This is a genomic window from Paraburkholderia susongensis (assembly GCF_900177725.1).
GTDB classification, from domain to species: domain Bacteria; phylum Pseudomonadota; class Gammaproteobacteria; order Burkholderiales; family Burkholderiaceae; genus Paraburkholderia; species Paraburkholderia susongensis.
The window spans coordinates 113,142-137,269 of sequence record NZ_FXAT01000002.1 but is presented as its reverse complement, the minus strand read 5'-3'; the positions used below and the strand labels follow the sequence as shown (position 1 = coordinate 137,269).

Below are 24,128 nucleotides of genomic sequence, written 5' to 3'. Positions count from 1 at the left end.
CAGCTTAATAAGGATCTCTGATGAAAAAAGTGATGAACTCTCTTGCAAGCGGAGACTGGCGCGCACTCGTCGCCTGTTTTCTCTATTTCGACACGGGCTTTACCGTCTGGGTGCTCTACGGACCGCTCGCGCCGTTCATCAGCAAGAGCATTGCGATGACGCCCGCGCAACAGGGTTTGCTCGTCGCGGTGCCGGTGTTGTCGGCGGCGATTTTGCGCGTGACGCTCGGCAATCTGTATCAATCCGCGCATGGCAAGCGCATCGCGTTGATGGGCGTGCTGCTGTCCGCGGTGCCGACTATCGTGTTGCCGTTGATGCGCTCCGTGCCGTCGTACGAGATGCTGCTGGTGCTCGGCGTATTTCTCGGCGTCGGCGGCGCGAGTTTCGCGGTGGCCTTGCCGATGGCTGGCAGCAACTATCCGCCGAAAGTGCAGGGGCTCGTCCTGGGTCTCGCGGCCGCCGGCAATATCGGCGCGGTGCTCGACGGCTTCCTGTTTCCGCAACTGGCCGCGCGCTATGGGTGGCAGATGGCCGCGGGCGGCGCCTTGCCGCTGCTCGCGATTGCCGCGATCACGCTGTATTTCTGGGCCAACGACGCCGGCCTCAAAACGGGCAGCGTGCTGCGCGCCTCCGGCAGCTTCGCGGCAACGCTCGCGGGTCTGATCGTGCTCGTGCTGCTCGTCGAAGCGGGTCTGTTCGGCGCGGGCAAGACGGGTGTGCTGCTGTTGCCGGTGATCGGCGCGCTGCTCGCGATCGCGGTGCTGCCCAAACGCTATCGCTCCGTGCTCGGCGAGCGCGATACGTGGGTCATCATGCTGGTCTACAGCATCACTTTCGGCGGCTTCGTCGGCATGTCCTCATATGTATCGCTGCTGCTGACGAACCTCTATCAGCTCTCGAAGATCGACGCGGGGCTGTTCATGGCGCTGCTCGCCGCCACCGGCGCAATGGTGCGTCCGCTCGGCGGCCTGATCGCCGACCGCGTATCCGGCGTACGCGCGCTGACCGTGCTGCTCGCGGTCATCGCCGTGTGCGACTTCATGTTCGCCGCCGCGATGCCGTCGCTCACGGGCGGTATCGCGCTGCTGCTGTGTCTGTATGTGGCCTTCGGTCTCGGCAACGGCGCGACGTTCCAGCTCGTGCCGCATCGCTGGGCGGGCCGCACGGGACTGATGTCGGGCATCGTCGGCGCGGCGGGTGGTATCGGCGGCTTCTATCTGCCGGTCGTGATGGGCATCGCGAAGGAAAGCACGGGCAGCTATCAGATGGGCTTCGCGACGTTCGGCACGCTGTCCGCGTGTGCGTTCCTCGCGATCGTCGCGCTGCGCCGGCCGTGGATGGCATGGTCGATGCAGGCGGGCGTCATGCACGCGCATGCGACGGAGTAGTGCGATGCGGGCAGGGCTTGCCCGTCAGCGGGCTCTGCGCGGACGCAAAAAAAGTGCAGTCGAATGCTTGCATATCGAGGGCGGTGTCTCTAATATGCAGTCAGGAGGTTGCATATGAACACATCGACTGATCGTATCGAAAAACAGATTCTGCTGAACGCGCCGCGCTCGCGCGTGTGGCGCGCACTGTCCAACGCCGAGGAGTTCGGCAAATGGTTCGGCGTGAATCTGACCGGCAAGCAGTTCGTCGCCGGGCAGTCCGTGCAGGGGCACATCACCTATCCGGGCTACGAGCACCTCGTCATGGACGTGCTCGTCGAGCGCGTCGAGCCCGAGCATCATCTGTCGTGGCGCTGGCATCCGGCCGCGATCGATGTCTCGGTCGACTACACGCCGGAGCCGACCACGCTCGTGGAGTTCGATTTGAGCGAGGTCGAGTCGGGCACGCTGCTGCGCGTCGTCGAATCGGGCTTCGATCAACTGCCGCTCGCGCGCCGCACGGAGGCGTTCCGCATGAACGATGGCGGTTGGACCGAGCAGATGGGCAACATCGAACGATATGTCACCGAGAGGTAGGGCCGCGCCCGCGAAGGCCGGCCTCAAGGCGGCGACGCTGCGTGGGTCCGCGCTGGTCTTCGCGGCGCTCGGCGATGAAACGCGCCTGCGCCTGATCGCGGCATTGTGCGCGGGCAGCGCGATGTCGATCGCGCAACTGACCGCCGGCACCGAGATCACGCGGCAGTCCGTCACGCAGCATCTGCAGGTGCTGGCCGACGCAGGCCTCGTGCGCGACGTGAAGGTGGGGCGCGAGCGCCTGTGGGCGTTCGAGCCCGCGCATCTCGACGCGGCGCGCCGCGCGCTCGACGCGATTTCCCAGCAGTGGGACCAGGCGTTGCTGAAGCTGAAGGCGGTGGTGGAGGAGTGAACGGCGCGGCGGGAATGAATCCGCCACGCCGCTGCGCTGCCTGGGTGCCCAGTTACGTGCTCAGCTTAGGTGCCCAGCTTAAGTGCACAGTCACGTTATCAGTGACGTACTCAGAACCTGTGCCGCAACGCGACCCGCACGGCGACCTGCGTATCCGTCGAGGAAGGCGCCTGCACGCCCGGAATGAACGCGTTGTCGAGAATCGACTGCGTCGAGTCGCCCGCCACCTTCTGATACACGCCCTGCACATACACGTCGGTGCGTTTGCTCAGGTTGTAATCCGCCATGAGGCCGACCGAGTGAATCTTCGGCGTCACGCTGCCTGAGGACGCCTCGTAATTCACCATCGTGTACACGTACTGCGCGCCGACGAAAAACGCCGGCGTGAACTGGTATTTGCCGTTGATCTCGAAGTTCTGATACTTCAGCGTATCGAGCCTCACGCCCGGCGCCGCGAGCGGCAAGCCGATATAGCCGTTGCCGGTCGGGTCCTTGTAGTTCGAGTTCGTATACGCGAAGCCCGCGGTTGCCGAACCGAACGTGTAGTTGATGCCGCCGCCGAAAATCCGCATGCGTCCGGCGATGAAGCTCGCGTCGTTCGCGGTGATCGCGCCGACCGAACCCGCGCCCGGATTGTTCGCCTGCAGATAGGCCGCGGCGATCAGCAGGCCGCCGTTCGCATACTGGCCGCCGAAACTGTACGCGCGATTGTTCGCGAAGCCGGTGTCGTTGCTGAAGCTGTAGACGCCGCCGAACTGCAGGCCCGCGAGATCCGGGCTCGCGTATTTGACGCTATTGCCGAGACGAAACGAGTTGTCGGTGTTGTCGTTGTCGTAGGGGTGCGCGAAAAGGTAACCGGCCCAGTTACCGTTCGCCGTGGTCGGCGCGAGATAGTCGACCACCGAGTCGTACTGGCGGCCGAGCGTGAGCGTGCCGAAGCGGTTATCGGCGAGACCCACGAAAGCCTGACGGCCGAACATGCGGCCGCCCTGGCCGAGCCGCCCCGAACTGATGTCGAAGCCGTTTTCGAGCTGAAACACGGCCTTGGTGCCGCCGCCCAGATCTTCCTCGCCCTTCAGGCCCCAGCGGCTGCCTTGCGCATAGCCGCTCGCCATTTCCCAGACCGCGCCGCCCCCGGCGTTGTTCGTGTAGTTGATGCCCTCGTCGAGCACGCCGTATAGCGTCACGCTGCTTTGCGCGAACGCGCTGGGCGCCGTGAGCGCGGCGAACGCTGAGAACGCGGCGAAGGTGGCGGTGGAGAGTCGATTTTTTGTCATTGGATGCTCCGGACTGTTGGCGAGAAGGCCGGATTCTGCAATTTGGGATGGGGATCGCGTATACGGCTGATCCCTGGATAAACATGATTTTTTCGCATGTTTGTCCCGCGAATTCCTCGCTTGCGGCCGATATTGACCCGGAGAAAAATTCCGTTCATGCAACTTTGGCATCGATGCGATAGCCGCAAACCTGCGGTTCGAGCACCGGGCATTCAGGAGACAGGCATGCGACTCGACCGGAATTTTGCTAACGGCCGCTTCATCGAACCCGCGAGCGACGAACGGATTGCCGTACTCAATCCAGCCACCGGCGCCGTGATCGCGCACGTGAGCGGCGCGACCGAGGCCGAGGCGCTGGCCGCCGTCGACGCCGCGGCCAGCGCGCAGAAAGCGTGGCGCAAACTGCCGGCCGTCGAGCGCGCGGTCCACCTGCACAAGCTCGCCGACGCGCTGACCGAATGCGCGCCGGCCATCGGCGCGGCGCTCGCGCTCGAATCGGGCAAGAGCGTCGCCGACGCCACGAACGAGGCAATCTACGCCGGCCAGATCACGCGCTATCACGCGGAATGGGCGCGGCGCATCGAAGGCGAAGTGATCCCGAGCGACTCGCCTGACGAAAACCTCGTGCTGCATCGCGAACCGATCGGTGTCGTCGCCTGCCTGATTCCGTTCAACTACCCGGTCTATACCTTCATGCGCAAGGTGGCGCCCGCGCTGATCGCCGGCAACACCGTCGTCGTGCGGCCGAGCAACAACACGCCGAGCTCGGCGTTCGAAATCGCCAAGGCCGTGCAGCAGGCCGGCATGCCCGCGGGTGTCGTGAACATTCTCGCGATGAGCCACGCCACCGCCGAGGCGTTCTGCACGCATCCGAAGGTCGGCATGATTACGCTGACGGGCAGCGTCGGCGCGGGCCGCAAGGTGCTCGACTACTGCAAGGCGAATATCGCTAAGCCGTCGCTCGAACTCGGCGGCAAGACCCCCGCGATCATCGAAGCCGACGCCGATCTCGAGAAGGCCGCGCGCGAACTCGTCGCGTCGAAAACCACCCACTGCGGCCAGCTTTGCACCGCGATCGAACGCGTCTACGTGCAGGAGAGCGTGCATGACCGCTTCGTCGCGTTGCTGAAGAAACACATGAGCGCGGTCGAGTGCGGCGATCGCGGCACGCAGCCTTCGCTGATGGGTCCGCTCGTCAACGAAGCATCGCGCCAGTCGATTCACGCGATGGTCGAGCGCGCGGTGGCCGATGGCGCCACGCTCGAAACCGGCGGCAAGGTGCCCGCTGGCGACGGCTTCTTCTATCCGCCGACGCTGCTCACGAACTGCCGTCAGGACATGGAAATCATCCAGGAAGAAACCTTCGGCCCGATCATGCCGGTCGTCAAATACCGCACGCTCGACGAAGCGCTCGAGATGGCTAACGATCATCAGTTCGGTTTGTCGTCGGTGCTGTACACCGAGAACTATCGCGCCGCGATGAAGATCGCCAACGGCATCGAAGCGGGCGAGCTGTACGTGAACCGCACGCCGGCCGATCCGTATCAGGGCTTTCATGCCGGCTGGAAACGCTCGGGGCTCGGCGGCGACGACGGCAAGCACGGCATGCTCGAATTCACGCAGACCCGTCTCGTGGTCATGAAGTATTGAGGACGCGCGCAACACGCGTCTTTGCCCGATTCATCACAACCCATAACAACATGATGGAGACCCGGCGGTCCGGCGGACCGGTGCTGCGTCTCCGAGGAGCGCTCACGTGTCATCCCAGTCTGTTCAAACCGCCGCGCCGCTCGCATCGAACGACGCCTTGGCCGCCGCGCAAAACAGCAAAGGGCGGCGCTATCTGCAACTCGCGTTGCTGGTGCTCGCCGCCGGCGCGATCTATCCGATCCTGTATCTGCGGCAGGTTTATCAGCCGACGATGCTCGAAGTGTTCCACATCACCGATAGTCAGCTCGGCTATCTGTACTCGTCGCTCGGCACGATCTTTCTGCTCAGCTATCTGCCGAGCGGCTGGCTCGCCGACAGGATCGCACCGCGTCTTCTGATCTGCTTTTCGCTGATCGCGACCGGCGCGCTAGGGCTCTGGTATTCGACCGCGCCGTCGTTCTCCATGCTGATGCTGATCTTCGGCGGCTGGGGTTTGTCGACCGGCTTGACGTTCTGGGCCGCCGTCATCAAACGCGTCAACATGATCGCGGGCAAGGACGAGCAGGGCCGCTTCTTCGGCCTGCTCGACGGCGGGCGCGGCCTGATCGAAGCGATGCTCGCGACGATCGCGATCACGCTGTTCGCATGGATCACGCAGACGCGCGGCGAACCGGTGGCGGTCGGCTTCAGGATGGTGGTCTATCTGTACGCGTTTCTGTGCATCGCGCTCGGCGTGCTGCTGGCGCTCGTCAAGGATCAGTCAGGCGCGCAAGAGGCTACAGGTCATGCCGCAGATGATGCCCCGGGTCATGGCGAACCTGGCGGCGCCACGCGCCAGCGCAACAACGTGCTCGTCGATCTCGCGACGCTCGCGAAGATTCCCGAACTGTGGCTCGTCGCCGCAATCGTGTTCTGCGGCTATCAGGTGTTCTGGGCGACCTACAGCTTCTCGGCCTATCTGCATGAAGGCGAAGTGGGGCTCTCCGTCGTGATGGCCGGCACGATCACCACGCTCAAGCTGTGGATGCGGCCCATCGGCGGCATTGGCGGCGGTTTTCTCGGCGACCGTTATTCGAAAATCTCGGTGCTCGTGATCGCGCTCTTTCTCGCCGCGCTGTCGCTCGTCGGCCTGATGGCGGCGCCGCGTATCGCGAGCCACGTGCTGCTGGTTGTGCTCGTGCTGTTCATCGGCATCCTGACGTACGCGATTCGCGGCCTCTACTGGTCGCTGCTCGATCGCTGCAATGTTCCGGCCGCGACCATGGGGCTCGCGATCGGTCTGATCTCGGTGCTCGGCTATTCGCCGGACGTGTTCCTGCCGCTCATCAACGGCTATCTGACGCAAACGTTCCCGGGCGTCTTCGGCTACCAGCTGTACTTCGGCTATGTGGCCGTCATGGCGGCGGCGGGCGGTGTGGCCGGGCTCGCGCTCAGAAACATGCTCAAACGAAAGGAAGGTGTGTAAATGAAAGTCGTCTCGCTTGAAACGCATATCGTCGCCGTACCGCCGCCGCACGTCGGCGGCATGTACTGGATCTTCGTCACGCTCAAGACCGATTGCGGCATCGAAGGCGTCGGCGAAATCTATTCGGCGACGTTCCATCCGAAAGCGATGGTCCACATCATCGACGACGTGTTCAGCCGCTACCTGCTCGACCACGATCCGCATCATGTCGAGCGTCTGTGGCGCGAAGCGTATTCGAGCGGCTTCACGCAGCGCCCCGATCTGACCATGATGGGCGTCGTGAGCGGCCTCGAAATGGCGTGCTGGGACATCATCGGCAAGGCGGCCGGCAAGCCTGTGTATGAGTTGCTGGGCGGCATCGTGAATCCGCGCCTGCGTTCTTACACCTACCTGTATCCGAAGAACAGCCGCGGCGAATACGACTACGACGACCCCGATCTCGCCGCCGAATGCGCGGCGCAAAACGTCAAGCTCGGCTTCACCGCGGTGAAGTTCGATCCGGCGGGGCCGTACACCGCGTATTCCGGCCATCAGCTTTCGCTCGACGTGCTCGATCGCTGCGAGACGTTCTGCCGCCGCGTGCGCGAGGCCGTCGGCAGCAAGGCCGACCTGCTGTTCGGCACGCATGGGCAGATGGCGCCGTCCTCGGCGATCCGGCTCGCGAAGCGGCTCGAGAAATACGATCCACTCTGGTTCGAGGAGCCGGTGCCGCCGGGGCAGGAAGGCGCGATGGCGCAGGTCGCGCGGCACACGAGCATTCCGGTCGCGGCGGGCGAGCGCCTCACCACCAAGTACGAATTCTTCAAGCTGCTCGAAGCGGGCGCCGCCTCGATCCTGCAACTGAACGTCGCGCGCGTGGGCGGCCTGCTCGAAGCGAAGAAAGTCGCGACGCTGGCCGAAGTCTATTACGCGCAGATCGCGCCGCATCTGTACAACGGGCCGGTCGGCGCGGCGGCCAGCATCCAGCTCGCGGCCTGCACGCCGAACTTCCTGATTCAGGAAAGCATCGGCACGTGGGACGGCTTTCACGCGGCCGTGCTGAAAAAGCCGATTCAATGGGAAGACGGCTACATCATTCCGTCGCGCGAACCGGGGCTCGGCGTCGAACTGAACATGGAAGTCGTCAGGCAGCACACGCCGTACACGGGCGAGCGGCTGCATCTGCAGATGGCCGCGCAACCGGCCGACGTGAAAGACCTCGCGCCGGCGAGGGGGTGAGGATTTCTCCTGCCCGCGTTCGCACGCGTGCAAACCCATTCAATCGATAGAGCGCCGTGTGGCGACATAGAGCATGAATTACGACTACATCATCGTCGGCGCGGGTTCGGCGGGCTGCATTCTCGCGAATCGCCTGTCGGCGTCGGGCCAGTATTCAGTGCTGCTGCTCGAAGCGGGCGGCAAGGACGACTCGTTCTGGTTCAGGATTCCGGTGGGCTTCACGAAGACCTACTACAACGAGACCTATAACTGGATGTACTACAGCGAGCCCGAAAAGGAACTCGCCAACCGGCCGATCTATTGCCCGCGCGGCAAGGTGCAGGGCGGCTCGGGCTCGATCAACGCGATGATCTTCGTGCGCGGCCAGCCGCGCGATTTCGACGACTGGGCCGCCGCCGGCAATGCGGGCTGGGCGTTTCGCGACGTGCTGCCGTACTTCCGCAAGCTCGAATCGCATCCGCTCGGCAACACGGACCATCACGGCGCGGACGGTCCGATCCGCATTTCGCCGATGAAGGACACCGTGCATCCGATCTGTCGCGTGTTCCTGAAAGGCTGTGACCAGGCCGGCTACCAGCGCAACGACGATTTCAACGGCGCGCAATTCGAAGGCGCCGGCATCTACGACGTGAATACGCGCAACGGGCAGCGTTCGTCGAGCAGCTTCGAATATCTGCATCCGGTGCTGTCGCGCCGCAATCTGAGCGTCGAGCGCGAGGTGCTCGTGCAGCGCGTGCTGTTCGACGGACAGCAGCGAGCGATCGGCGTGAGCGTGACGCAGAACGGCGTTGCACGGCAATTCATGGCGAACCGCGAAGTGATCCTCGCGGCGGGCGCGGTCGATTCGCCGAAGCTGCTGCAACTGTCGGGCGTCGGCGCGAGCGAACTGCTCACGCAGCATCGCATCGCGCTCGTGAAGGAACTGCCGGCGGTCGGTCAGAACCTGCAGGACCATCTGTGCGTGAGCTTCTACTACCGCTCGAGCGTGAAGACGCTGAACGACGAGATGCGGCCGCTTCTCGGCAAGCTCAAGCTCGGTCTGCAATATCTGCTGACCCGCAAGGGACCGCTCGCGATGAGCGTGAACCAGTCGGGCGGCTTCTTCAAGGGCAGCGAAGGCGAGGCGTTGCCGAACCTGCAGTTGTATTTCAATCCGTTGTCCTACCGGATTCCGAAGAGCAGCAAGGCGAGCCTCGAACCCGAGCCGTACTCGGGCTTTCTGCTGGCCTTCAACCCGTGCCGGCCGACGAGCCGCGGTTCGATCGAGATCGCGTCGAATCGCGCGGAAGACGCCGCGAAAATCCGCATCAACGCGTTGACGACGCAGAAGGATCTCGATGAGGTCGTTCAGGGCTGCGAACTGGTGCGCAAGATCATGGCGTCGCCGGCCTTGCAGGCGATTACGCTCGAGGAAATTTCGCCGGGGCCGCAGGTGAATACGCGCGAAGGTTTTCTGCAGTATTTCCGCGAGCAGTCGGGATCGATTTACCACCTGTGCGGCTCTTGCGCGATGGGCGACGATCCGCGCACCTCGGTCGTCGACGCGCGTTTGCGCGTGCACGGCATCGCGGGGCTGCGGGTCGTCGACGCGTCGATCTTCCCGAACATCACGTCGGGCAATATCAATGCGCCGACGATGATGGTCGCGGAGAAGGGCGCCGACATGATTCTCGAGGATGTGGCAGCCGAAGCCGCGCGCGAGGCGAGCGCGGCGGAGCTGGCCGCGGCCGCGGCCGCCTAGCGGGCTTCACTTCACCTCACTTCACCACCCCGAGCGGCGCCGGCTCCGACACATCGAGCGAGCGCGTGGTGAGCCAGATCTCCTGGCGCAGCCAGTCGCGAAACAGCGCGACGTGCGGCAGCACGTCCTGCTTGTCGCGCGTGACGAACCAGTACGACTGATGTCCGTCGACGTGCACGTTGAGCACCTGCACGAGCTGGCCCGTCGCGAGTTCGTGCGCGATCATGTGACGATCGGCGATCGTCACGCCGAGCCCGTCGACCGCCGCGCGGATCGCATGATCGAGCAGGTCGAATTCATAGCCGCCGTCTGTGTCGACGTTTTCGATGCCCGCCGCCTTCAGCCAGTGCTGCCAGGTCAGATAGCGCTGATCGGCGCTCGCGAGCACGTGCAGCAGCGTGAACTGGTTCAGATCGATGCCCGCGCGTCCGGATTCGCGCGCGAGCAGCGCGGGCGCGCACACGGCAATGTGTCGTTCGTGCATCAGCAACTGGCTGTCGACGTCTTCCCATTCCCCATTGCCGAAACGGATCGCGCAGTCGAGCACACCGGACTCGGCAAGCTTGTCGTCGAGCCGCGTGGACAAGCTCAGTTCGAGATGCGGATGCGCATCGCGCAGACGCCCGAGGCGAGGCATCAACCAGCGGCTCGTGAAGGTCGGCGGCGCATTCAGGCGTAGCCGGTTGCGGTGGGTTTTCTCCTGCAGGCCGCGCACCGTGAGTTCGATGCGGTCGAACGACTGCTGCAGCGCCTGCAGCAGAACGCGGCCGGCCGCCGACAGTTCCAGATGATGATGGTGACGCAGCAGCAGCGTCTCGCCCAGTTGCGCCTCGAGTTGCCGGACTTGCCGGCTGACCGCGCTTTGCGTGACGTTCAGCAGTTCCGCGGCGCGCGTGAAGCTGCCTGTGCGGCCCGCCACTTCGAAGGCTTTCAGCGCGTTGAGCGCCGGCATTTTACGTTTCAAGGTATGGGGTCGAGGAAAAAATGACGCGCGATGGCAAGGGCGGTCTATTTTACCGGTGGTCGTCGATTGCCCCTGCACGGCGCGCCGGAGCCGTTTTGCGATCGCGTAAAGGGATGCTATAACCCGAACACGTGCCAGATTGCAACCGGATCGCTCAACGTCGAGGACGAGAGAATGAAAAGAAGCATGTGGAGCGCGAGCGTGTGGGGAGGGGCTGTCCTGACCGGCAGCATGCCGGTGTGTGCGTGGGCAGCGTGCTCGTCCACGGCACCAGCCAGCAATACCGCCGTGACCTGCACCGGCACGGGCGTGCCGTCCGTCGTGGCGGTGACGGGCAGCACCAATGTCACGATCAATCTCGATAGCACCGCCACGGGCAGCTATGCGCTCCCCGGCACGCCAACGCCGTTTTCCGTCGACACGTCGAGCGCGATCACCAATAACGGCAGTCTCTCCTTGTCGGGCAACGGCACGGGCGTCGCGAACCGCGGCGCGATGCTGATCGGCGTGAACAACGGCAACACGATCACCAACGGCGCCACGGGCGTCATCTCGACGACGGGTGCCTACAACGACGGTCTCGCCGCGAACGGCAACAACAACACACTCGTCAACAACGGCCGGATCACCACAACCGGCGCGAACTCGTATGGCATGACGGCCGCGTGGGGGCAAAGCAATGCCGGCGCATCGGGCAATACGCTCGTCAATACGGGCACCGTCTCGACCTCGGGCAGCAATGCGCGCGCGGCGTCGCTGCTCGGCGGCAGCGGCACCATCAACAATAGCGGCACGCTGACTTCGGCGGGCAGGGACAGTCCGGCGGTCTACCTGCAGGGCAACAACGATACGCTCGTCAACAGCGGCACGATTCAGACCACCGGCACGGCATCGAGTAGCGGCAGCGTCGACGCCGTGGTGTCGAACACGCTCGGCAGCTCGTTCACGGCGACCATCACGAATCAGGCGGGCGGCAGGATCATCAGCAACAACGGCATCGGCGTGCGCTCGACCAACGGCAATACGACGATCACTAACGCGGGTCTGATTCAGGGCGGCGGCGGCACGGCGATCAAGAACGGCAACGGCAACGACACGCTGATCCTGCAAACGGGCTCGCAGATCATCGGCACGGCCGATGGCGGCGGCGGCGCCAATGTCGTGCGCTTGCAAGGCAGCGGCACGGCGTCGAATGCGTTCGTGAATTACCAGAGTCTGACGATGCAGGGCGACTACTGGACGTGGGCCGGCACCGGCACGTTTTCGACCGCGCTCGTGCAGAGCGGCACGCTGAACCTCACCGGCACGCTCGGCACGACGACCGCCACGGTCGTCGCGACCGTCAATAGCGGCGCGACCTTGCAGGCGAATGCGTCGAACCTGCCGCTTTCCGTGACCGACAATGGGCTCGTGCGCTTCCAGCAGGACAGCGACGGCGCCTACACCGGGCTCATCTCCGGCGCGGGCGCGGTGGAGAAGACAGGCGCTGGAACGCTGACACTCGCGCCCGCCGCGTCGGGCGGCAACGCGTACTCGGGCGGCACGACGATCACGCAGGGCACGCTTTCCGTCGCGGCCGACAATGCGCTGGGCACGCCGACGGGCGCGCTGACGTTCAACGGCGGCACGCTGCAACTCGGCAGCAGCTTCGATCCCGCGTCCGGCCGCGCGGTGTCCATCACCGCGAACAACGGCACCATCGACACCCAGGGCTTCGATTCCACGTTCGCGCAGAACATCACGGGCGCGGGTTCGCTCACGAAGCTCGGTTCCGGCACGCTTGCGCTGAATGGCGCCGACAACAGCTACGCGGGCGGCACCAATGTCGACGCGGGCACGCTGATCGTGGGCAGCGTCGCGGATCCGGCCGCGCTGTCCGGCGGCGGGCCGGTCGCGGTCGCGGCGGGCGCGACGCTCGGCGGCTATGGCAGCGTGACCGGCGAGGTCACGAATAATGGCACGATCGCGGCGGCGAACGCGCTCGCCAGTCTCGCGAGCGGCCCCACCGGCAACTTCCAGATCAACGGCAATCTCACCAACGCGGGGCTCGTGCAGCTCGGCGGCAGCGGCGTGGGCAATACGCTGACGGTGGCGGGCAACTACGTCGGCCAGAACGCGGCGATCGCGCTGAACACGTATCTGGCGGGCGACGGCGCGCCATCGGACAAGCTGGTCGTCAGCGGTGGCACGGCGAGCGGCACGAGCACGTTGCATGTGACGAACATGGGCGGCCCGGGCGCGACGACGCTCATCGACGGCATTCAGGTGGTGCAGGCCGCGAACGGGGCGACGACAAGCGCGAGCGCGTTCACGCTCGCGGGCGGGACGATCAAGGCGGGCGCCTACACGTATTTCCTCGCAAAGGGTGGAGTCAGCGCCGGGACGAGCGACAGCTGGTATCTGCGCAATACGATTCCGGCGGAGACGCAAACGCCGGAAACGTCCACGCCAACCGCGCCGACGAATCCGTCGTCACCCGGTACGTCCACGCCAACTTCGCCGACGAGCCCATCGTCGCCGGGCTCGCCTTCCACGCATGCGCCGATCGTCGCGGCCCCCGGCACGCCGGAGTCGATCGTCCAGGCGCTCGAGAGCGCGGAAGCCGGCACTGGCCCGACGGCCACTGAGAGCGTGAGCACGTCCGGCGTGCCGGTTTATCGTCCCGAAGTACCGCTCTATACGGAGGCGCCAAGCGTTGCGCGTCAATTGGGTCTGCTGCAGATCGACACGTTCCATGACCGCCAGGGCGAGCAGGGCCTGCTGACCGAAAGCGGCCGCGTCCCCGCCTCATGGGCGCGCGCCTGGGGCGCGAACAGCAACATCGCGCAAGGCGGCGACGTGAAGCCGTCGTTCGACGGCACGGTGTGGGGCATGCAGGTCGGCCAGGACCTGTACGCCGACAACCAGCCGGGCGGCGCGCGCAATCACTATGGCTTCTTCCTCGGCTTCGCGCGCGCGGTGGGTGACGTGAACGGCCTGGCGATGGGGCAGTACGACTACGGCGCCGGCTCGCTCCAGGTCAACTCGTACAACCTCGGCGCCTACTGGACGCACATCGGCGCGGGCGGCTGGTACACCGATGCGGTCGCGATGGGCAGCGCGCTCACGGTACGCACCCACTCGAACGACAACGTGGGCGGCTCGACGGATGGCAACGCGTTTACGGGCTCGATCGAAGCGGGTTTGCCGATTGCTCTGGCATACGGACTGACGCTGGAGCCGCAGGCGCAGCTCGTGTGGCAATGGCTCGCGCTGGACAAGTTCAGCGACGGCATCTCGGAGGTGAACTGGAATAACGGCAACACGTTTCTCGGCCGCATAGGCGCGCGCCTGCAGTGGGCATTCGATGCGAGCGGCGTGGCCTGGAAGCCGTACCTGCGCGTGAACGTGCTGCGCTCGTTCGGCGCCGACGACGAGACCACCTTCGGCGGAGTGACGACGCTAGGTACCCCGGTGGGCCAGACGATGGGGCAGGTAGGCGTGGGAATCGTCGCGCAACTGACGAAGCGCGGCAGCGTATTCGCTACTGCGAGCTACCTGACGAACTTCGGCGGTCAGCATCAGCGCGTGATTGGCGGCGACGCTGGCGTGCGATGGGCGTGGTGAGCTCTTAATCCGCGAGCCGCTTGTCCGCGAGCGCGTTCTGGCAGTCGGCCAGCACCTGCTTGAGCAAGCGGGCTTGCGGGTCGATTTCGTCGGTATCGAGGATTTCTTCGACCGCGTCGCGCGCCCAGTCGGTCTCGACGAACTTCGCGTGACGCCGGGCGATTTCCACCGCGGTGGCCGACAGCTTCGCGATGCAGAGCCAGTCGGCCTCGCGCGCGCGGCGATCGAGCCACTTATGCGCGGCCTGCACGTGAAACGCCGCGTCGGGCCAGTCTTCGTTCAGGTAATAGGCGCCGAGGCTTCCGCATGTGAGCCAGCACAACAGCTCAAGGCGGTCACGGGGACTCAGATGTTGGCGTACATCACTCATGGCGACGCTCGCTGCAGTAAATGGCTTCCCGGTGAGGACGGCGGTGCGCCATCCTCCGCTTTCATCAAACATTAGCACGCTCCATTCCCGGGCGGCAATGCCTGACGTACCCTGGCGCGCGGCGTGGCCGTGAGCGGGAGCGAGCGGGGTACGGGCGGTACGGAGGGCAAGCGCGGGGCAAGCACCGGCGCAGTCGCCAGCGCTTGCCGGACGGGGGCGGTAAAGGAGACGCCAAAGAGGCGGCAAGGAGACGCCAAACGCCCGTGCCGCAGCCCTCTGGCGGCTTCAGCGAACCTCGCGCGTCGCGACGATGAAAAGCCGCGGAAACGGCAGCAGCACCGTGCCGTCGGCGAGCGCCGGATAGGCTTTGGCGATCTCGTCGCGGTAGCGTTGCAGGAACGCCTGCCGTTCGGTGTCGTCGAGCGCGGCGAGGAACGGCCGCAGCGCGCTGCCCTTGAACCATTCGACCACCGCATCCGCGCCGCCCGCGAGCGGATGGTGATAGACCGTGCGCCACACGTCGACGCGCGCGCACAGCGGCTTCAGCAGCGCGTAGTACCAGCCGGGGCCGTGGCGCGTGGTGCGCTCGACACCCTTGAGCTTGTGCGCCCACGGTCCGTCAGCGGCAACTTCGCGCAGCAGCCGGTGCGCCGGTTCGTCGAGGTTGTCGGGCATCTGTACGGCGAGGCTGCCGCCTTGCGCGAGTTTTCCGATCAGCGCGGGAAACAGCCGCTCGTGGTCCGGCACCCATTGCAGCACCGCGTTGGCGAGGATCACGTCGTACGGGCCGCGCGCATCCCACGTCGAAATATCGCTCACGTCGAAGCGGTATTGCGGCAGGCGCTGACGGGCGGCCGCGATCATGTCGGCGGAACTGTCGATGCCGCTCACCGTCGCGCCCGGCAGACGCGCGGCAAGCACCTCGGTGGAGTTGCCCGGTCCGCAGCCGATGTCCACCGCGAGCCGCGCACCCTCCGCCGGTACTGCCGCGAGCAGATCCCTGACCGGGCGCGTGCGCTCGTTTTCGAACAGCATGTACTGCTTTGCGTGCCAGTCGGCGTGGTTATCCGCGTGTCTGTTCGCGTCTTTATCCGTTGATGCAGCCGTGGTTTTTTCCGTCATGCTTCGCTCCTTCGCGGGATTCGGTGCGTCCATTCTCGGCGTCACTGATCGCAGAGTAAAATGAATTTATGATTCCGATTCCTGCATTTTTCTAATGAAAATCGATACTCTCGGCGTGCAGGCTTTCGTCGCGATCGCCGATCGCGGCAGCTTCCAGGGCGCGGCCGATTCGCTGCACGTCACGCAAACGGCCATCACGCAGCGGCTGCGCAAGCTCGAAACGTTTCTCGGCGTCACGCTGATCGAGCGGACCACGCGCTCGATGGCGCTCACCGAAATCGGCCGCAGTTTTCTGCCGCAGGCGCGGCGTCTGCTCGGCGAACTCGCCGACGCGCTCGTCGAAATTCGCGAAACGGGCATGGCTCAGCGCGGCGACGTGTCGATCGCGTGCGTGCCGACCGTCGGTGTCCAGTATCTGCCGCGTATTTTGCAGGCGTATTCCGCGCGCTATCCGCATAACCGCATCAAGATTCTCGATCACGCGTCGTCGGCCGTGGAAGAGGCCGTGCTGCGCCGCGAGGTCGAATTCGGCATCAACATCGCGCGCGAGCATCACCCCGATCTCGCGAGTGTGCCGCTCACCGAAGACCGCTACGTGCTGATCTGCCGCGAGGATCATCCGCTCGCGAAGCGGCGGCGCATCGCGTGGCGGCAACTGCAGCCGTTTCCGCTGATTTTTGCCGGCGAGGTCAGCGGCAACCGCGCGCTGCTCGACGTCGCGCTGGAATCGAGCGAACTCGCGCTGCGCTCGTTCTACGAGGTGCAGCGCAGTTCGACCGCGGTCGGACTCGTCGCGCAGGGCGTGGGCGCGGCGGTCGTGCCGGCGCTCGCGCTGCAGAAGGGCGCGTATCCGGGCGTGCGCACCGTCGCGCTGATCCAGCCGACCGTGTCGCGCACGCTCGTGCTCGTCGCGCGCAAGACCGCGCAGTTGTCTCCCGCGGCGCAGGCGCTTTACGACATGATCCGCGAGCAGGCGACGCTCAAAGTCTGATGACGCCATGCCGCGCGCGAGGCAAACTGGCTGCTGCCGGCGTCTTTGCTGCCTTGCCTTTCCCGTTGTCGTTACTTGCTGCCTTTACTCCTAGTCTTTACTTCTTGTCTTTGCTCCATTCAACCCACCCGATACAAGACACCTCATGCTGCAGATACTCGGCAAGACCACCTCGATCAACGTCCGCAAGGTGCTGTGGACCTGCGCGGAACTCGGACTTTCGTTCGAACAGGAAGACTGGGGCGCGGGCTTTCGCACGACCGACGTCGCGGCGTTCCGCGCGCTCAATCCGAATGCGACAGTCCCCGTGATTCGCGACGGCGACTTCGTGCTGTGGGAGTCGAACTCAATCATCCGCTATCTCGCGGGCCGCTATCGCGGCGAGTGGCTTTATCCCGCCGATCCGTGCGAGCGCGCGCGTTGCGATCAGTGGATCGACTGGCAGGCGAGCGAGCTGAATCGCTCGTGGAGCTACGCGTTTCTCGCGCTGGTGCGGCATTCGCCCGCGCATCAGGACCCGCGGCAGATCGAACTGTCGCGCGTGAACTGGGCGAAGCACATGGCGATCGTCGAACAGCAGCTTGCGCATACCGGCGCGTTCATCGCGGGCGAGGCGTTCTCGCTCGCCGATATTCCGATTGCGCTGTCGGCGAACCGCTGGCTCGAAACGCCGCTGCAGCACGACGATTTTCCGGCGCTCGCCGCGTATATGACGCGGCTCGCGGGACGCGATGGATACCGCGAGTATTGCCGCAACGGGACGCCCTGATTTGGGCTCGCTGAGGGGCACGTTGAGGGGCGCAACCCTTACAAAAATCCCTCAACAATCCTGACGAATTCGTACACGCGCCGCGCTTCTGCGCGGCGCACTCCACGTCCCCTACAATGGCGGATTTTTGCAATCTTGAAGGTTTGACGATGCGGGTACCGAAATTCGCGCTGGCTGCGCTGACAGCGCTCTTCACCTTGAGCGCGCACGCCGAGATGACGGCCGCGCAGTACAAGAAATGGGCGCACGCCGACAACGACTCGATCTACGCGGCGTACATCACCGGCACGATCAACGCGTTCGGCTGGGCGAACGGGGACCTGGTATCGCAGAAGCGTCCAGCGCTGTTCTGCCCGCCGCCAACGCTCGCGATCGGCAACCAGACGGTTTATCCGTTGCTCGACGCATTTTTTGCAAACCATCCGGGTATTTCGGACGATTTCCCGATCGGCCTTGCGATTCTTCGTGCGCTGCAGGGGGCGTATCCGTGCTGAAGCCGGAGGCGAAGGGATGAACCGCCCGCGTGCATTCAATCCCTGCGACGGCCGGGTGTAGCAGGGGCGAGAGGCGGGCGAACCCGCTCCTCGTCAAACAGAAACCATCAAACCTGCATGAGATTCGCAATCCGCACGTCCGGATTGACGTCCGCGTCGTAATCCACACCCTTCATCTCGAAGCCGAACAGACGCAGGAAATCGGTCTTGTAGCCCGCGAAATCGGTGAGTTCGTAGAGGTTGTCGTTGGTCACCTGGTTCCACAGTTCCTGCACGCGGGCCTGCACCTGCGCATCGAGCTCCTTGTAGTCGGCGCGCAGGCGGCCGTCGGCGTCGAGATGGGGCTGGCTGCCGTAGAGGCTGTCCTTGTACAGGCCGTAGACCTGCTCGATGCAGCCTTCGTGCGTGCCTTTCTCCTTCATCACCTTGAAGAGCAGCGAAAGATAGAGCGGCATCATCGGGATCGCGGAACTCGCCTGCGTGACGACCGCCTTCAGCACCGCGACGCGCGCATCGCCGCCTTTGGCCGCGAGCTTCGCGCGGATGCCGAGCACCTTCTGGTCGAGGTCCTTCTTGGCCGCGCCGATCGAGCCGTTCCAGTAGATGTCGTGCGTGATCTTCTCGCCGAGGTAGGTGAACGCGGTGGTCTTCGCGCCGTCGGCGAGCACGCCGGCGTCGGCGAGGGCGTCGATCCACATCTGCCAGTCCTCGCCGCCCATCACCGCGACCGTGTGTGCGATTTCTTCCGGCGTGGCCGGTTCGAGCACGGTTTCCTTGATGACTTCCTTGTCGGTGTCGATGCCGCGCAGATTGACGGACTTGCCGATCGGCTTCAATACCGAGCTGAACACCTCGCCGGTCTTCGGATGCTGGCGCTTCGGCGCGGCAAGGCTATAGACGACGAGATCGACCTGGCCGAGATCGCGCTTGATGACTTCGATCGTGCGCGCCTTGACTTCGTCGGAGAATGCGTCGCCGTTGATGCTGCTCGCGTACAGGCCTTCGGCCGTGGCGAATTTCTCGAATGCGGCGGTGTTGTACCAGCCGGCCGTGCCGGACTTGGTTTCGCTGCCGGCGCGCTCGAAGAACACGCCGAGGGTGGCGGCGCCCGAGCCGAACGCGGCGCTGATGCGGGCGGCCAGACCGTAGCCGGTGGATGCGCCGATCACGAGCACCTTCTTCGGGCCGTTGGCGATGGGGCCGCGTGCCTTCACATACTCGATCTGTTCCTTGACGTTGGCCTCGCAGCCGGTCGGATGAGTCGATACACAGATGAAGCCACGCACACGCGGTTTGATGATCATGAAGCACCTCTTGTCGGAATTGCCGACATTATAGTGGCCCCGCTGCGCCCGCCACGCCCGCCGCACCCGGCACAGGCACCGCAAAAATCGGCGCCCGCCCCACATCTTGGTACGATTGCGCCTTTCCCCGCAGACGACAGCAAGCGTGAATCGCCTCATCTCCTCACTTCTGGCGGCCCTCGACAAAGGGCTGACTCTCGCGAACCCGCTCGTCGCAAAGCTCTGGCGGCATCTGCGCCATCCGACCCGCCGCACCGTGGCGTGGGGGTTCGCCGCGCTGCCGGTGCTGTTCGTGCTGTACGTGCTGCTGCTGATTCCGTTCACGCCCGGCATCCGCGACATCCGCAAGGCGAAAATCGAGCAGCCCGCGCGGATTCTCTCCGCGGACGGCAAGCTGCTCGCCGAATTCAAGCCATCCAACCGCGAGTGGGTGAGCCTCAAGGACATCTCGCCGAACGTCGTGAACGCGCTGATCGCGACCGAAGATCACCGCTTCTACCAGCATTTCGGCCTCGACTGGCGGCGCACCGCGTCGGCCGCGCTGCACACGTTTTCCGGCGACCGCCAGGGCGGCTCGACGATCACGCAGCAGCTCGCGCGCAATCTCTATCCCGACGAAATCGGCCGCGCGCCGACACTCACGCGCAAGCTCAAGGAGGCGATCACCGCGGTCAAGATCGAGATGCTCTACACGAAGCCCGAGATTCTCGAAACCTACCTGAACACGGTGCCGTTCCTCTATAACGCGTACGGCATCGAGATGGCCGCGCGCACCTATTTCGACAAGTCGGCGTCCGACCTGAACGTGCTCGAAAGCGCGACGCTCACGGGCATGCTCAAGGGCAACAGCTACTACAACCCGGTGCTCAATCCCGAGCGCGCGCTGCAGCGGCGCAACACGGTGCTCGCGCAGATGGTCAAGTACGGCAAGCTCACGCCCGCCGCATACGACACGCTGAGCCGCAAGCCGCTGCGGCTCGATTTCGAGCGCCAGGTCGAGCCGCCCGGACCCGCGCCGCACTTCACGCAGCAGTTGCGCAAGTGGCTCGTCGCGTGGGCCGACCGCAACGACTACAACATCTATTCGGACGGCCTCGTCGTGCGCACCACGATCGATTCGCGTCTGCAAACCATGGCGACCCAGGCGGTGACGCTACAGGGCAACCAGTTGCAGGGCATTGCGAACTCGGCGTGGGGCACGCGCGCGGGCTGCTCGGCGGACAAGGATCTGCTGCGCACGTTCCTGCGCGAAACGCCCGACTTCCGCGCCGCGAAAGACACGGGCCTTTCCGACGACGATGCATTGAAGCGCCTTCTCGCCGACCGCCAGCTCGTGCAGAACGTCTGCAACACGAAGACACGCGTGCAGGCGGACTTCCTCGCGATGAACCCGCGCACTGGCGAGATCAAGGCGTGGGTGGGCAGCCGCGACTTCAGCGAGGACCCGTTCGACCACGTGCAGCAGGCGCGCCGTCAGCCGGGCTCGACCTTCAAGCCGTTCGTCTACGCGGCCGCGTTCGAGGCAGGCGCGAAGCCGGACGACAAGCTGCCCGACAACCCCGTCGAAATCCAGCTCACGGGCGGCGAAATCTGGAAGCCGAGCGACGAGGACGAGCCGAGCGGGCGCTCGATCAGCCTGCGCGACGCGCTCGCGTATTCGCGCAACCGCATCACCGCGCAGGTGATGGAGAAGGTCGGCCCGAACCGGGTCGCGAAGCTCGCGCGTGCGATGGGCGTGCGCGACAGCGAACTCGATCCGGTGCCGTCGCTCGCGCTCGGCACGAGCCCGGTGACGCTGAAGGAAATGGTCTCCGCCTACGGCACGATCGCGAACCTCGGCACTTACGTCGAACCGCTGATGGTCACGCGCATCGAGGACCGCAACGGCAACGTGCTCGCGCAATTCGCGCCGGCCACGCCAAAACGAGAGCTGCCCGCCGACACCGCGCGCACGCTCGTCGACGTGATGCGCGACGTCGTCAGCCGCGGCACGGGCGCGAGCATCCGCACGCGCTTCGGCGTGCGCGGCGACGTCGCCGGCAAGACCGGCACGACCCAGGGCAACGCGGACGGCTGGTTCATCCTGATTCATCCGCAACTGGTGGCGGGCGCGTGGGTCGGCTTCAACGACAGCCGCGTGACGCTGCGCAGCGATTACTGGGGGCAGGGGGCGCATAGCGCGCTGCCGATCGTCGGCGATTTCTTCCAGCGCGCGCAGCGCTCGCGGCTCGTCGACACGCACGTGAAGTTCGACACCGAGCAGCAGCCGGGCTGGTTCGCCGAGCGCTCGGCGCGCTTGAGCGACTGGTTCCAGCATCTGTTTGCGCCGGCGCCCGTGCAGCCGCAGAAGCCGGTCGTGGCGCGCGGGCAGACGCGGCGCTCGCCGGTGGCGTCGGTCAAGCCGGCTGAGACGGCTGGCACGGCGGCTCCTGTGTCCGAGGTGCCGGAGGCGGCTGGCGCTTCAGCCGTGCTTGCCGAACCGCGCGCGTTGCCGCCGCTGCTGCCGGTGCCGGGCTCAGTGTCCGGATCGGCGCCAGGATCGGCGGCGGCACCCGCCGTGGGCGATGCGGTCGACGGTGAAACGCATGGCGGCGGCGCACCGGCCCTCGCGCCGACCCCAACGCCGGACGACGCCGCGCCGCCGGATGCAGGTCAGGGTGGGGAAGGGACGGCCAACGGCGGTGCGTCGAACTGACGGGGCCTCGCAGTACGGTACGCCGGCATGGGGGGCGCGTCGATACCGGATCTGGGGCGCCTCGAATGCGGGCGCAAGCTCTTCACGCAGCCAGTGCTAATACCGCGCGACGCCCGCGTCACCCGCCGCATGGGCATCCGGATGCCCATGCGTCGTTTCGAGCGACGCATCGTGATGCAGCAGCAACACCGCGGCGACGCCGACCAGCCCCGCGCCCGCGAGGCACAGCAGCCCCGCGCCGAAGCCGCCGGTGCTGTCCTTGATCCAGCCCATCGCGAACGGTCCGAAAAATCCCGCCAGATTGCCGAGCGAATTGATCGCGGCGATGCCGCCCGCAGCCGCCGCGCCCGACAGGAACGCGGCCGGCAAGGTCCAGATCACCGGCAGGCAGCCGAAAATGCCGAACCCGGCAATCGATAGCGCGATCATCTTCAGCACCGGATTGTCGAGCCCGGCCGCCGCCGCGATACCGCCGGCCGCAACCAGCAGCGCGATCGCCACATGCCAGCGGCGCTCGAGCTTGCGGTCCGAATGCTGTCCCCACAGGACCATGCTGATGACGCCGACCACATACGGCAGCGAGGTCACGAAGCCCGTCTGCAGATTGGTCAGGCCGAAGGACTTGACGATCTGCGGCAGAAAGAAGCTCAACCCGTAGTTGGTCGCGTTCGCGCCGAAATAAATCAGCGCGATCGCGAGCACGCGCGGATTGATCAGCGCTTCCTTCACGCTGAAGCTGCGCACCGCCTCGCGATGCTCGCGCTCCTGCTTCTGGCGCGCGATCAGCCAGTCGCGTTCTTCGGCGGCGAGCCACGTGGCGTCGGCGGGCTTGTCGGTCAGATAGAACAGCACCACGAACGACAGCAGCACCGCGGGCAGCGCCTCGATCAGATACACCCACTGCCAGCCGCCGAGACCGCCGCGGCCGTCGAGCGAGAGCAGCGCGCCCGAGATCGGGGCGCCGATTACCGTCGACAGCGGAATCGCCGCCATGAAGTAGCCGACCACGCGGCCGCGATAGGCGGCCGGAAACCACAATGTGAGCAGAAAGATGATGCCGGGGAAGAAGCCGGCCTCGGCCACCCCGAGCAGGATGCGCAGACCGAAGAACACATGTGCGGGCGAGAAACCCGTGAAGCGCGCGATGTCGGGGATGAACGCCATGGCGCCCGCGAGGATGCCCCACGTAAACATGATTCGCGCGATCCAGCGGCGCGCGCCGAAGCGTTCGAGCAGCAGGTTCGACGGCACTTCGAAAAAGAAGTAGGCGATGAAGAACACGCCCGCGCCGAAACCGAACGCGCTCGCGGACAGGTCGAGCGCCTTGTTCATCTGCAGTGCCGCGAAGCCGACGTTCACGCGATCGAGATAGGCGATGAAATAGCAAAGAATCAGGAACGGCACGAGCCGGGCCGTGACGCGTCGCAGGGTGCGTGCCTCGAGATCCATCGATGTCTCCTCCGGTTCGGCGTCCGGCGCATGCCGGTATGTTTGCCGGTGCATTGAAAAAGCGTCGTTACAGACTAGACGCTGAAATGCGATTCCGGAAGCTCTTTTGTCAACGGTAGGGTCCGCTCATCCGCGCCTTGCATGGCGGCATTGTTAAGGTGCACGCAACAGTGTTTTCGGATGGAGCGGCTGATCTCGCGCGAATGATTACGGATAATTGAGGGCTTGTAATCGGTTAAAAATGCAGGTGTTGCGCTATGGTTGATCTGGATTCGGACGGTATTCGCGGCAGGCTCGCAAGAGGGCATGCGCGGGGCGTTTCATCTATTGGGTTGGCGCGCGAACGCGTGGCGGGAAAGAAGAGTGCGCCGCTCGTGATCCGCATGCGCGGTTTCGCCGCGGCGGTGCTCGCGTGCGCGAGTCTCGTCGGATGCGCGTCGAGCACCGATGTAGCCGCCACCGGCAAACCCGGCACCTACACGGTCGCGGCGAGCGCGACAGGCGGCCGGATGGCATGGGCCCGCGCGCACGAACACGCGATGAACGAAGCGCGCGACTACTGCGAGCGCCGCGGCATGCAAAGCAGCGTGACGATGGAAACCGTCAGCGGTGTAAGCGGGATGAGCGAACACGGTTCGTCGGTCGATTTCGAGTGTCATCCGCGGTTTTAAAATGCGCGCGCTGACGCGCAAACGCACAT

At 65.2% G+C, this 24,128-nt stretch carries 19 protein-coding genes; 13 read left to right on the top strand and 6 right to left on the bottom strand.

Annotated elements, in window-relative coordinates; genetic code table 11:
• The first annotated feature begins 20 nt into the window (after window positions 1–20).
• The 3 genes from B9Z01_RS05765 to B9Z01_RS05755 all read left to right on the top strand — a co-directional run bounded on the left by B9Z01_RS05765 (window position 21) and on the right by B9Z01_RS05755 (window position 2,313).
• Window positions 21–1,388, top strand: a complete 1,368-nt coding sequence (locus tag B9Z01_RS05765; protein WP_085481301.1) for an MFS transporter — start codon at window positions 21–23, stop codon at window positions 1,386–1,388.
• Window positions 1,389–1,502: 114 nt separating this feature from the next.
• Window positions 1,503–1,964 (top strand): SRPBCC family protein, encoded by a 462-nt coding sequence (locus tag B9Z01_RS05760; protein WP_085481300.1) that lies wholly within the window; start codon window positions 1,503–1,505, stop codon window positions 1,962–1,964.
• Entirely contained in the window at window positions 1,948–2,313 is a 366-nt protein-coding gene (locus B9Z01_RS05755; RefSeq protein WP_085481299.1) for an ArsR/SmtB family transcription factor, read from the top strand. The genes B9Z01_RS05760 and B9Z01_RS05755 overlap by 17 nt, the downstream gene beginning before the upstream one ends.
• Before the next feature lie 110 nt (window positions 2,314–2,423).
• Here the strand turns inward: B9Z01_RS05755 and B9Z01_RS05750 are convergent, their stop codons facing one another.
• Window positions 2,424–3,590, bottom strand: coding sequence for a porin (locus tag B9Z01_RS05750; protein ID WP_085481298.1), 1,167 nt, complete (start codon window positions 3,588–3,590; stop codon window positions 2,424–2,426).
• A 225-nt stretch (window positions 3,591–3,815) separates the two neighbouring features.
• On the opposite strand from B9Z01_RS05750, the gene aldA reads away from it, so the two are divergent.
• The 4 genes from aldA to B9Z01_RS05730 all read left to right on the top strand — a co-directional run bounded on the left by aldA (window position 3,816) and on the right by B9Z01_RS05730 (window position 9,664).
• Window positions 3,816–5,240 carry an aldehyde dehydrogenase gene (aldA, locus tag B9Z01_RS05745; protein ID WP_085481297.1) on the top strand — a complete coding sequence of 475 codons (1,425 nt, stop codon included), beginning with the start codon at window positions 3,816–3,818 and terminating at the stop codon, window positions 5,238–5,240.
• A 106-nt stretch (window positions 5,241–5,346) separates the two neighbouring features.
• Window positions 5,347–6,705, top strand: a complete 1,359-nt coding sequence (locus tag B9Z01_RS05740) for an MFS transporter (RefSeq protein ID WP_085481296.1) — start codon at window positions 5,347–5,349, stop codon at window positions 6,703–6,705.
• On the top strand, window positions 6,706–7,923 hold the full coding sequence (locus B9Z01_RS05735) for a mandelate racemase/muconate lactonizing enzyme family protein (RefSeq protein ID WP_085481295.1): 1,218 nt from the start codon (window positions 6,706–6,708) through the stop codon (window positions 7,921–7,923). It abuts the gene before it with no gap.
• Window positions 7,924–7,996: 73 nt separating this feature from the next.
• Window positions 7,997–9,664, top strand: coding sequence for a GMC family oxidoreductase (locus tag B9Z01_RS05730; protein WP_085481294.1), 1,668 nt, complete (start codon window positions 7,997–7,999; stop codon window positions 9,662–9,664).
• A gap of 16 nt (window positions 9,665–9,680) precedes the next feature.
• On the opposite strand, the gene B9Z01_RS05725 is transcribed toward B9Z01_RS05730, so the two are convergent.
• On the bottom strand, window positions 9,681–10,616 hold the full coding sequence (locus B9Z01_RS05725; protein WP_085481293.1) for a LysR substrate-binding domain-containing protein: 936 nt from the start codon (window positions 10,614–10,616) through the stop codon (window positions 9,681–9,683).
• 186 nt (window positions 10,617–10,802) lie between these two features.
• Here B9Z01_RS05725 and B9Z01_RS05720 point away from each other — a divergent pair, with 186 nt between their 5' ends.
• The gene (locus tag B9Z01_RS05720; RefSeq protein ID WP_085481292.1) at window positions 10,803–14,234 is read left to right on the top strand and encodes an autotransporter family protein; all 3,432 of its coding nucleotides are present in this window, start codon (window positions 10,803–10,805) and stop codon (window positions 14,232–14,234) included.
• A 4-nt stretch (window positions 14,235–14,238) separates the two neighbouring features.
• Here B9Z01_RS05720 and B9Z01_RS05715 read toward each other — a convergent pair whose 3' ends face one another.
• Window positions 14,239–14,604, bottom strand: a complete 366-nt coding sequence (locus B9Z01_RS05715; protein WP_085482010.1) for a hypothetical protein — start codon at window positions 14,602–14,604, stop codon at window positions 14,239–14,241.
• Between the two features lie 285 nt (window positions 14,605–14,889).
• Window positions 14,890–15,726: a trans-aconitate 2-methyltransferase gene (gene tam, locus B9Z01_RS05710; protein WP_085481291.1), complete on the bottom strand. Its 837-nt coding sequence runs from the start codon at window positions 15,724–15,726 to the stop codon at window positions 14,890–14,892.
• 94 nt (window positions 15,727–15,820) lie between these two features.
• On the opposite strand from tam, the gene B9Z01_RS05705 reads away from it, so the two are divergent.
• From B9Z01_RS05705 to B9Z01_RS05695, 3 genes are all read left to right on the top strand, one after another.
• Window positions 15,821–16,717, top strand: coding sequence for a LysR family transcriptional regulator (locus B9Z01_RS05705; protein ID WP_085481290.1), 897 nt, complete (start codon window positions 15,821–15,823; stop codon window positions 16,715–16,717).
• A gap of 145 nt (window positions 16,718–16,862) precedes the next feature.
• Complete coding sequence (locus tag B9Z01_RS05700; protein ID WP_085481289.1) at window positions 16,863–17,486, top strand: glutathione S-transferase family protein; 624 nt, start codon at window positions 16,863–16,865, stop codon at window positions 17,484–17,486.
• Window positions 17,487–17,635: 149 nt separating this feature from the next.
• A complete protein-coding gene (locus tag B9Z01_RS05695; protein ID WP_085481288.1) occupies window positions 17,636–17,980 on the top strand; it encodes a Rap1a family protein in 345 nt (114 codons plus the stop codon).
• 107 nt (window positions 17,981–18,087) lie between these two features.
• Here B9Z01_RS05695 and fabV read toward each other — a convergent pair whose 3' ends face one another.
• Window positions 18,088–19,284 (bottom strand): enoyl-ACP reductase FabV, encoded by a 1,197-nt coding sequence (fabV, locus tag B9Z01_RS05690; protein WP_085481287.1) that lies wholly within the window; start codon window positions 19,282–19,284, stop codon window positions 18,088–18,090.
• 145 nt (window positions 19,285–19,429) lie between these two features.
• Between fabV and B9Z01_RS05685 the strand changes: the two genes are divergently transcribed.
• Entirely contained in the window at window positions 19,430–21,979 is a 2,550-nt protein-coding gene (locus B9Z01_RS05685; RefSeq protein WP_085481286.1) for a penicillin-binding protein 1A, read from the top strand.
• Window positions 21,980–22,075: 96 nt separating this feature from the next.
• Here B9Z01_RS05685 and B9Z01_RS05680 read toward each other — a convergent pair whose 3' ends face one another.
• The gene (locus B9Z01_RS05680) at window positions 22,076–23,428 is read right to left on the bottom strand and encodes an MFS transporter (protein ID WP_085481285.1); all 1,353 of its coding nucleotides are present in this window, start codon (window positions 23,426–23,428) and stop codon (window positions 22,076–22,078) included.
• Between the two features lie 383 nt (window positions 23,429–23,811).
• On the opposite strand from B9Z01_RS05680, the gene B9Z01_RS05675 reads away from it, so the two are divergent.
• Window positions 23,812–24,099 (top strand): hypothetical protein, encoded by a 288-nt coding sequence (locus B9Z01_RS05675; RefSeq protein WP_143808871.1) that lies wholly within the window; start codon window positions 23,812–23,814, stop codon window positions 24,097–24,099.
• Window positions 24,100–24,128 lie beyond the last annotated feature (29 nt).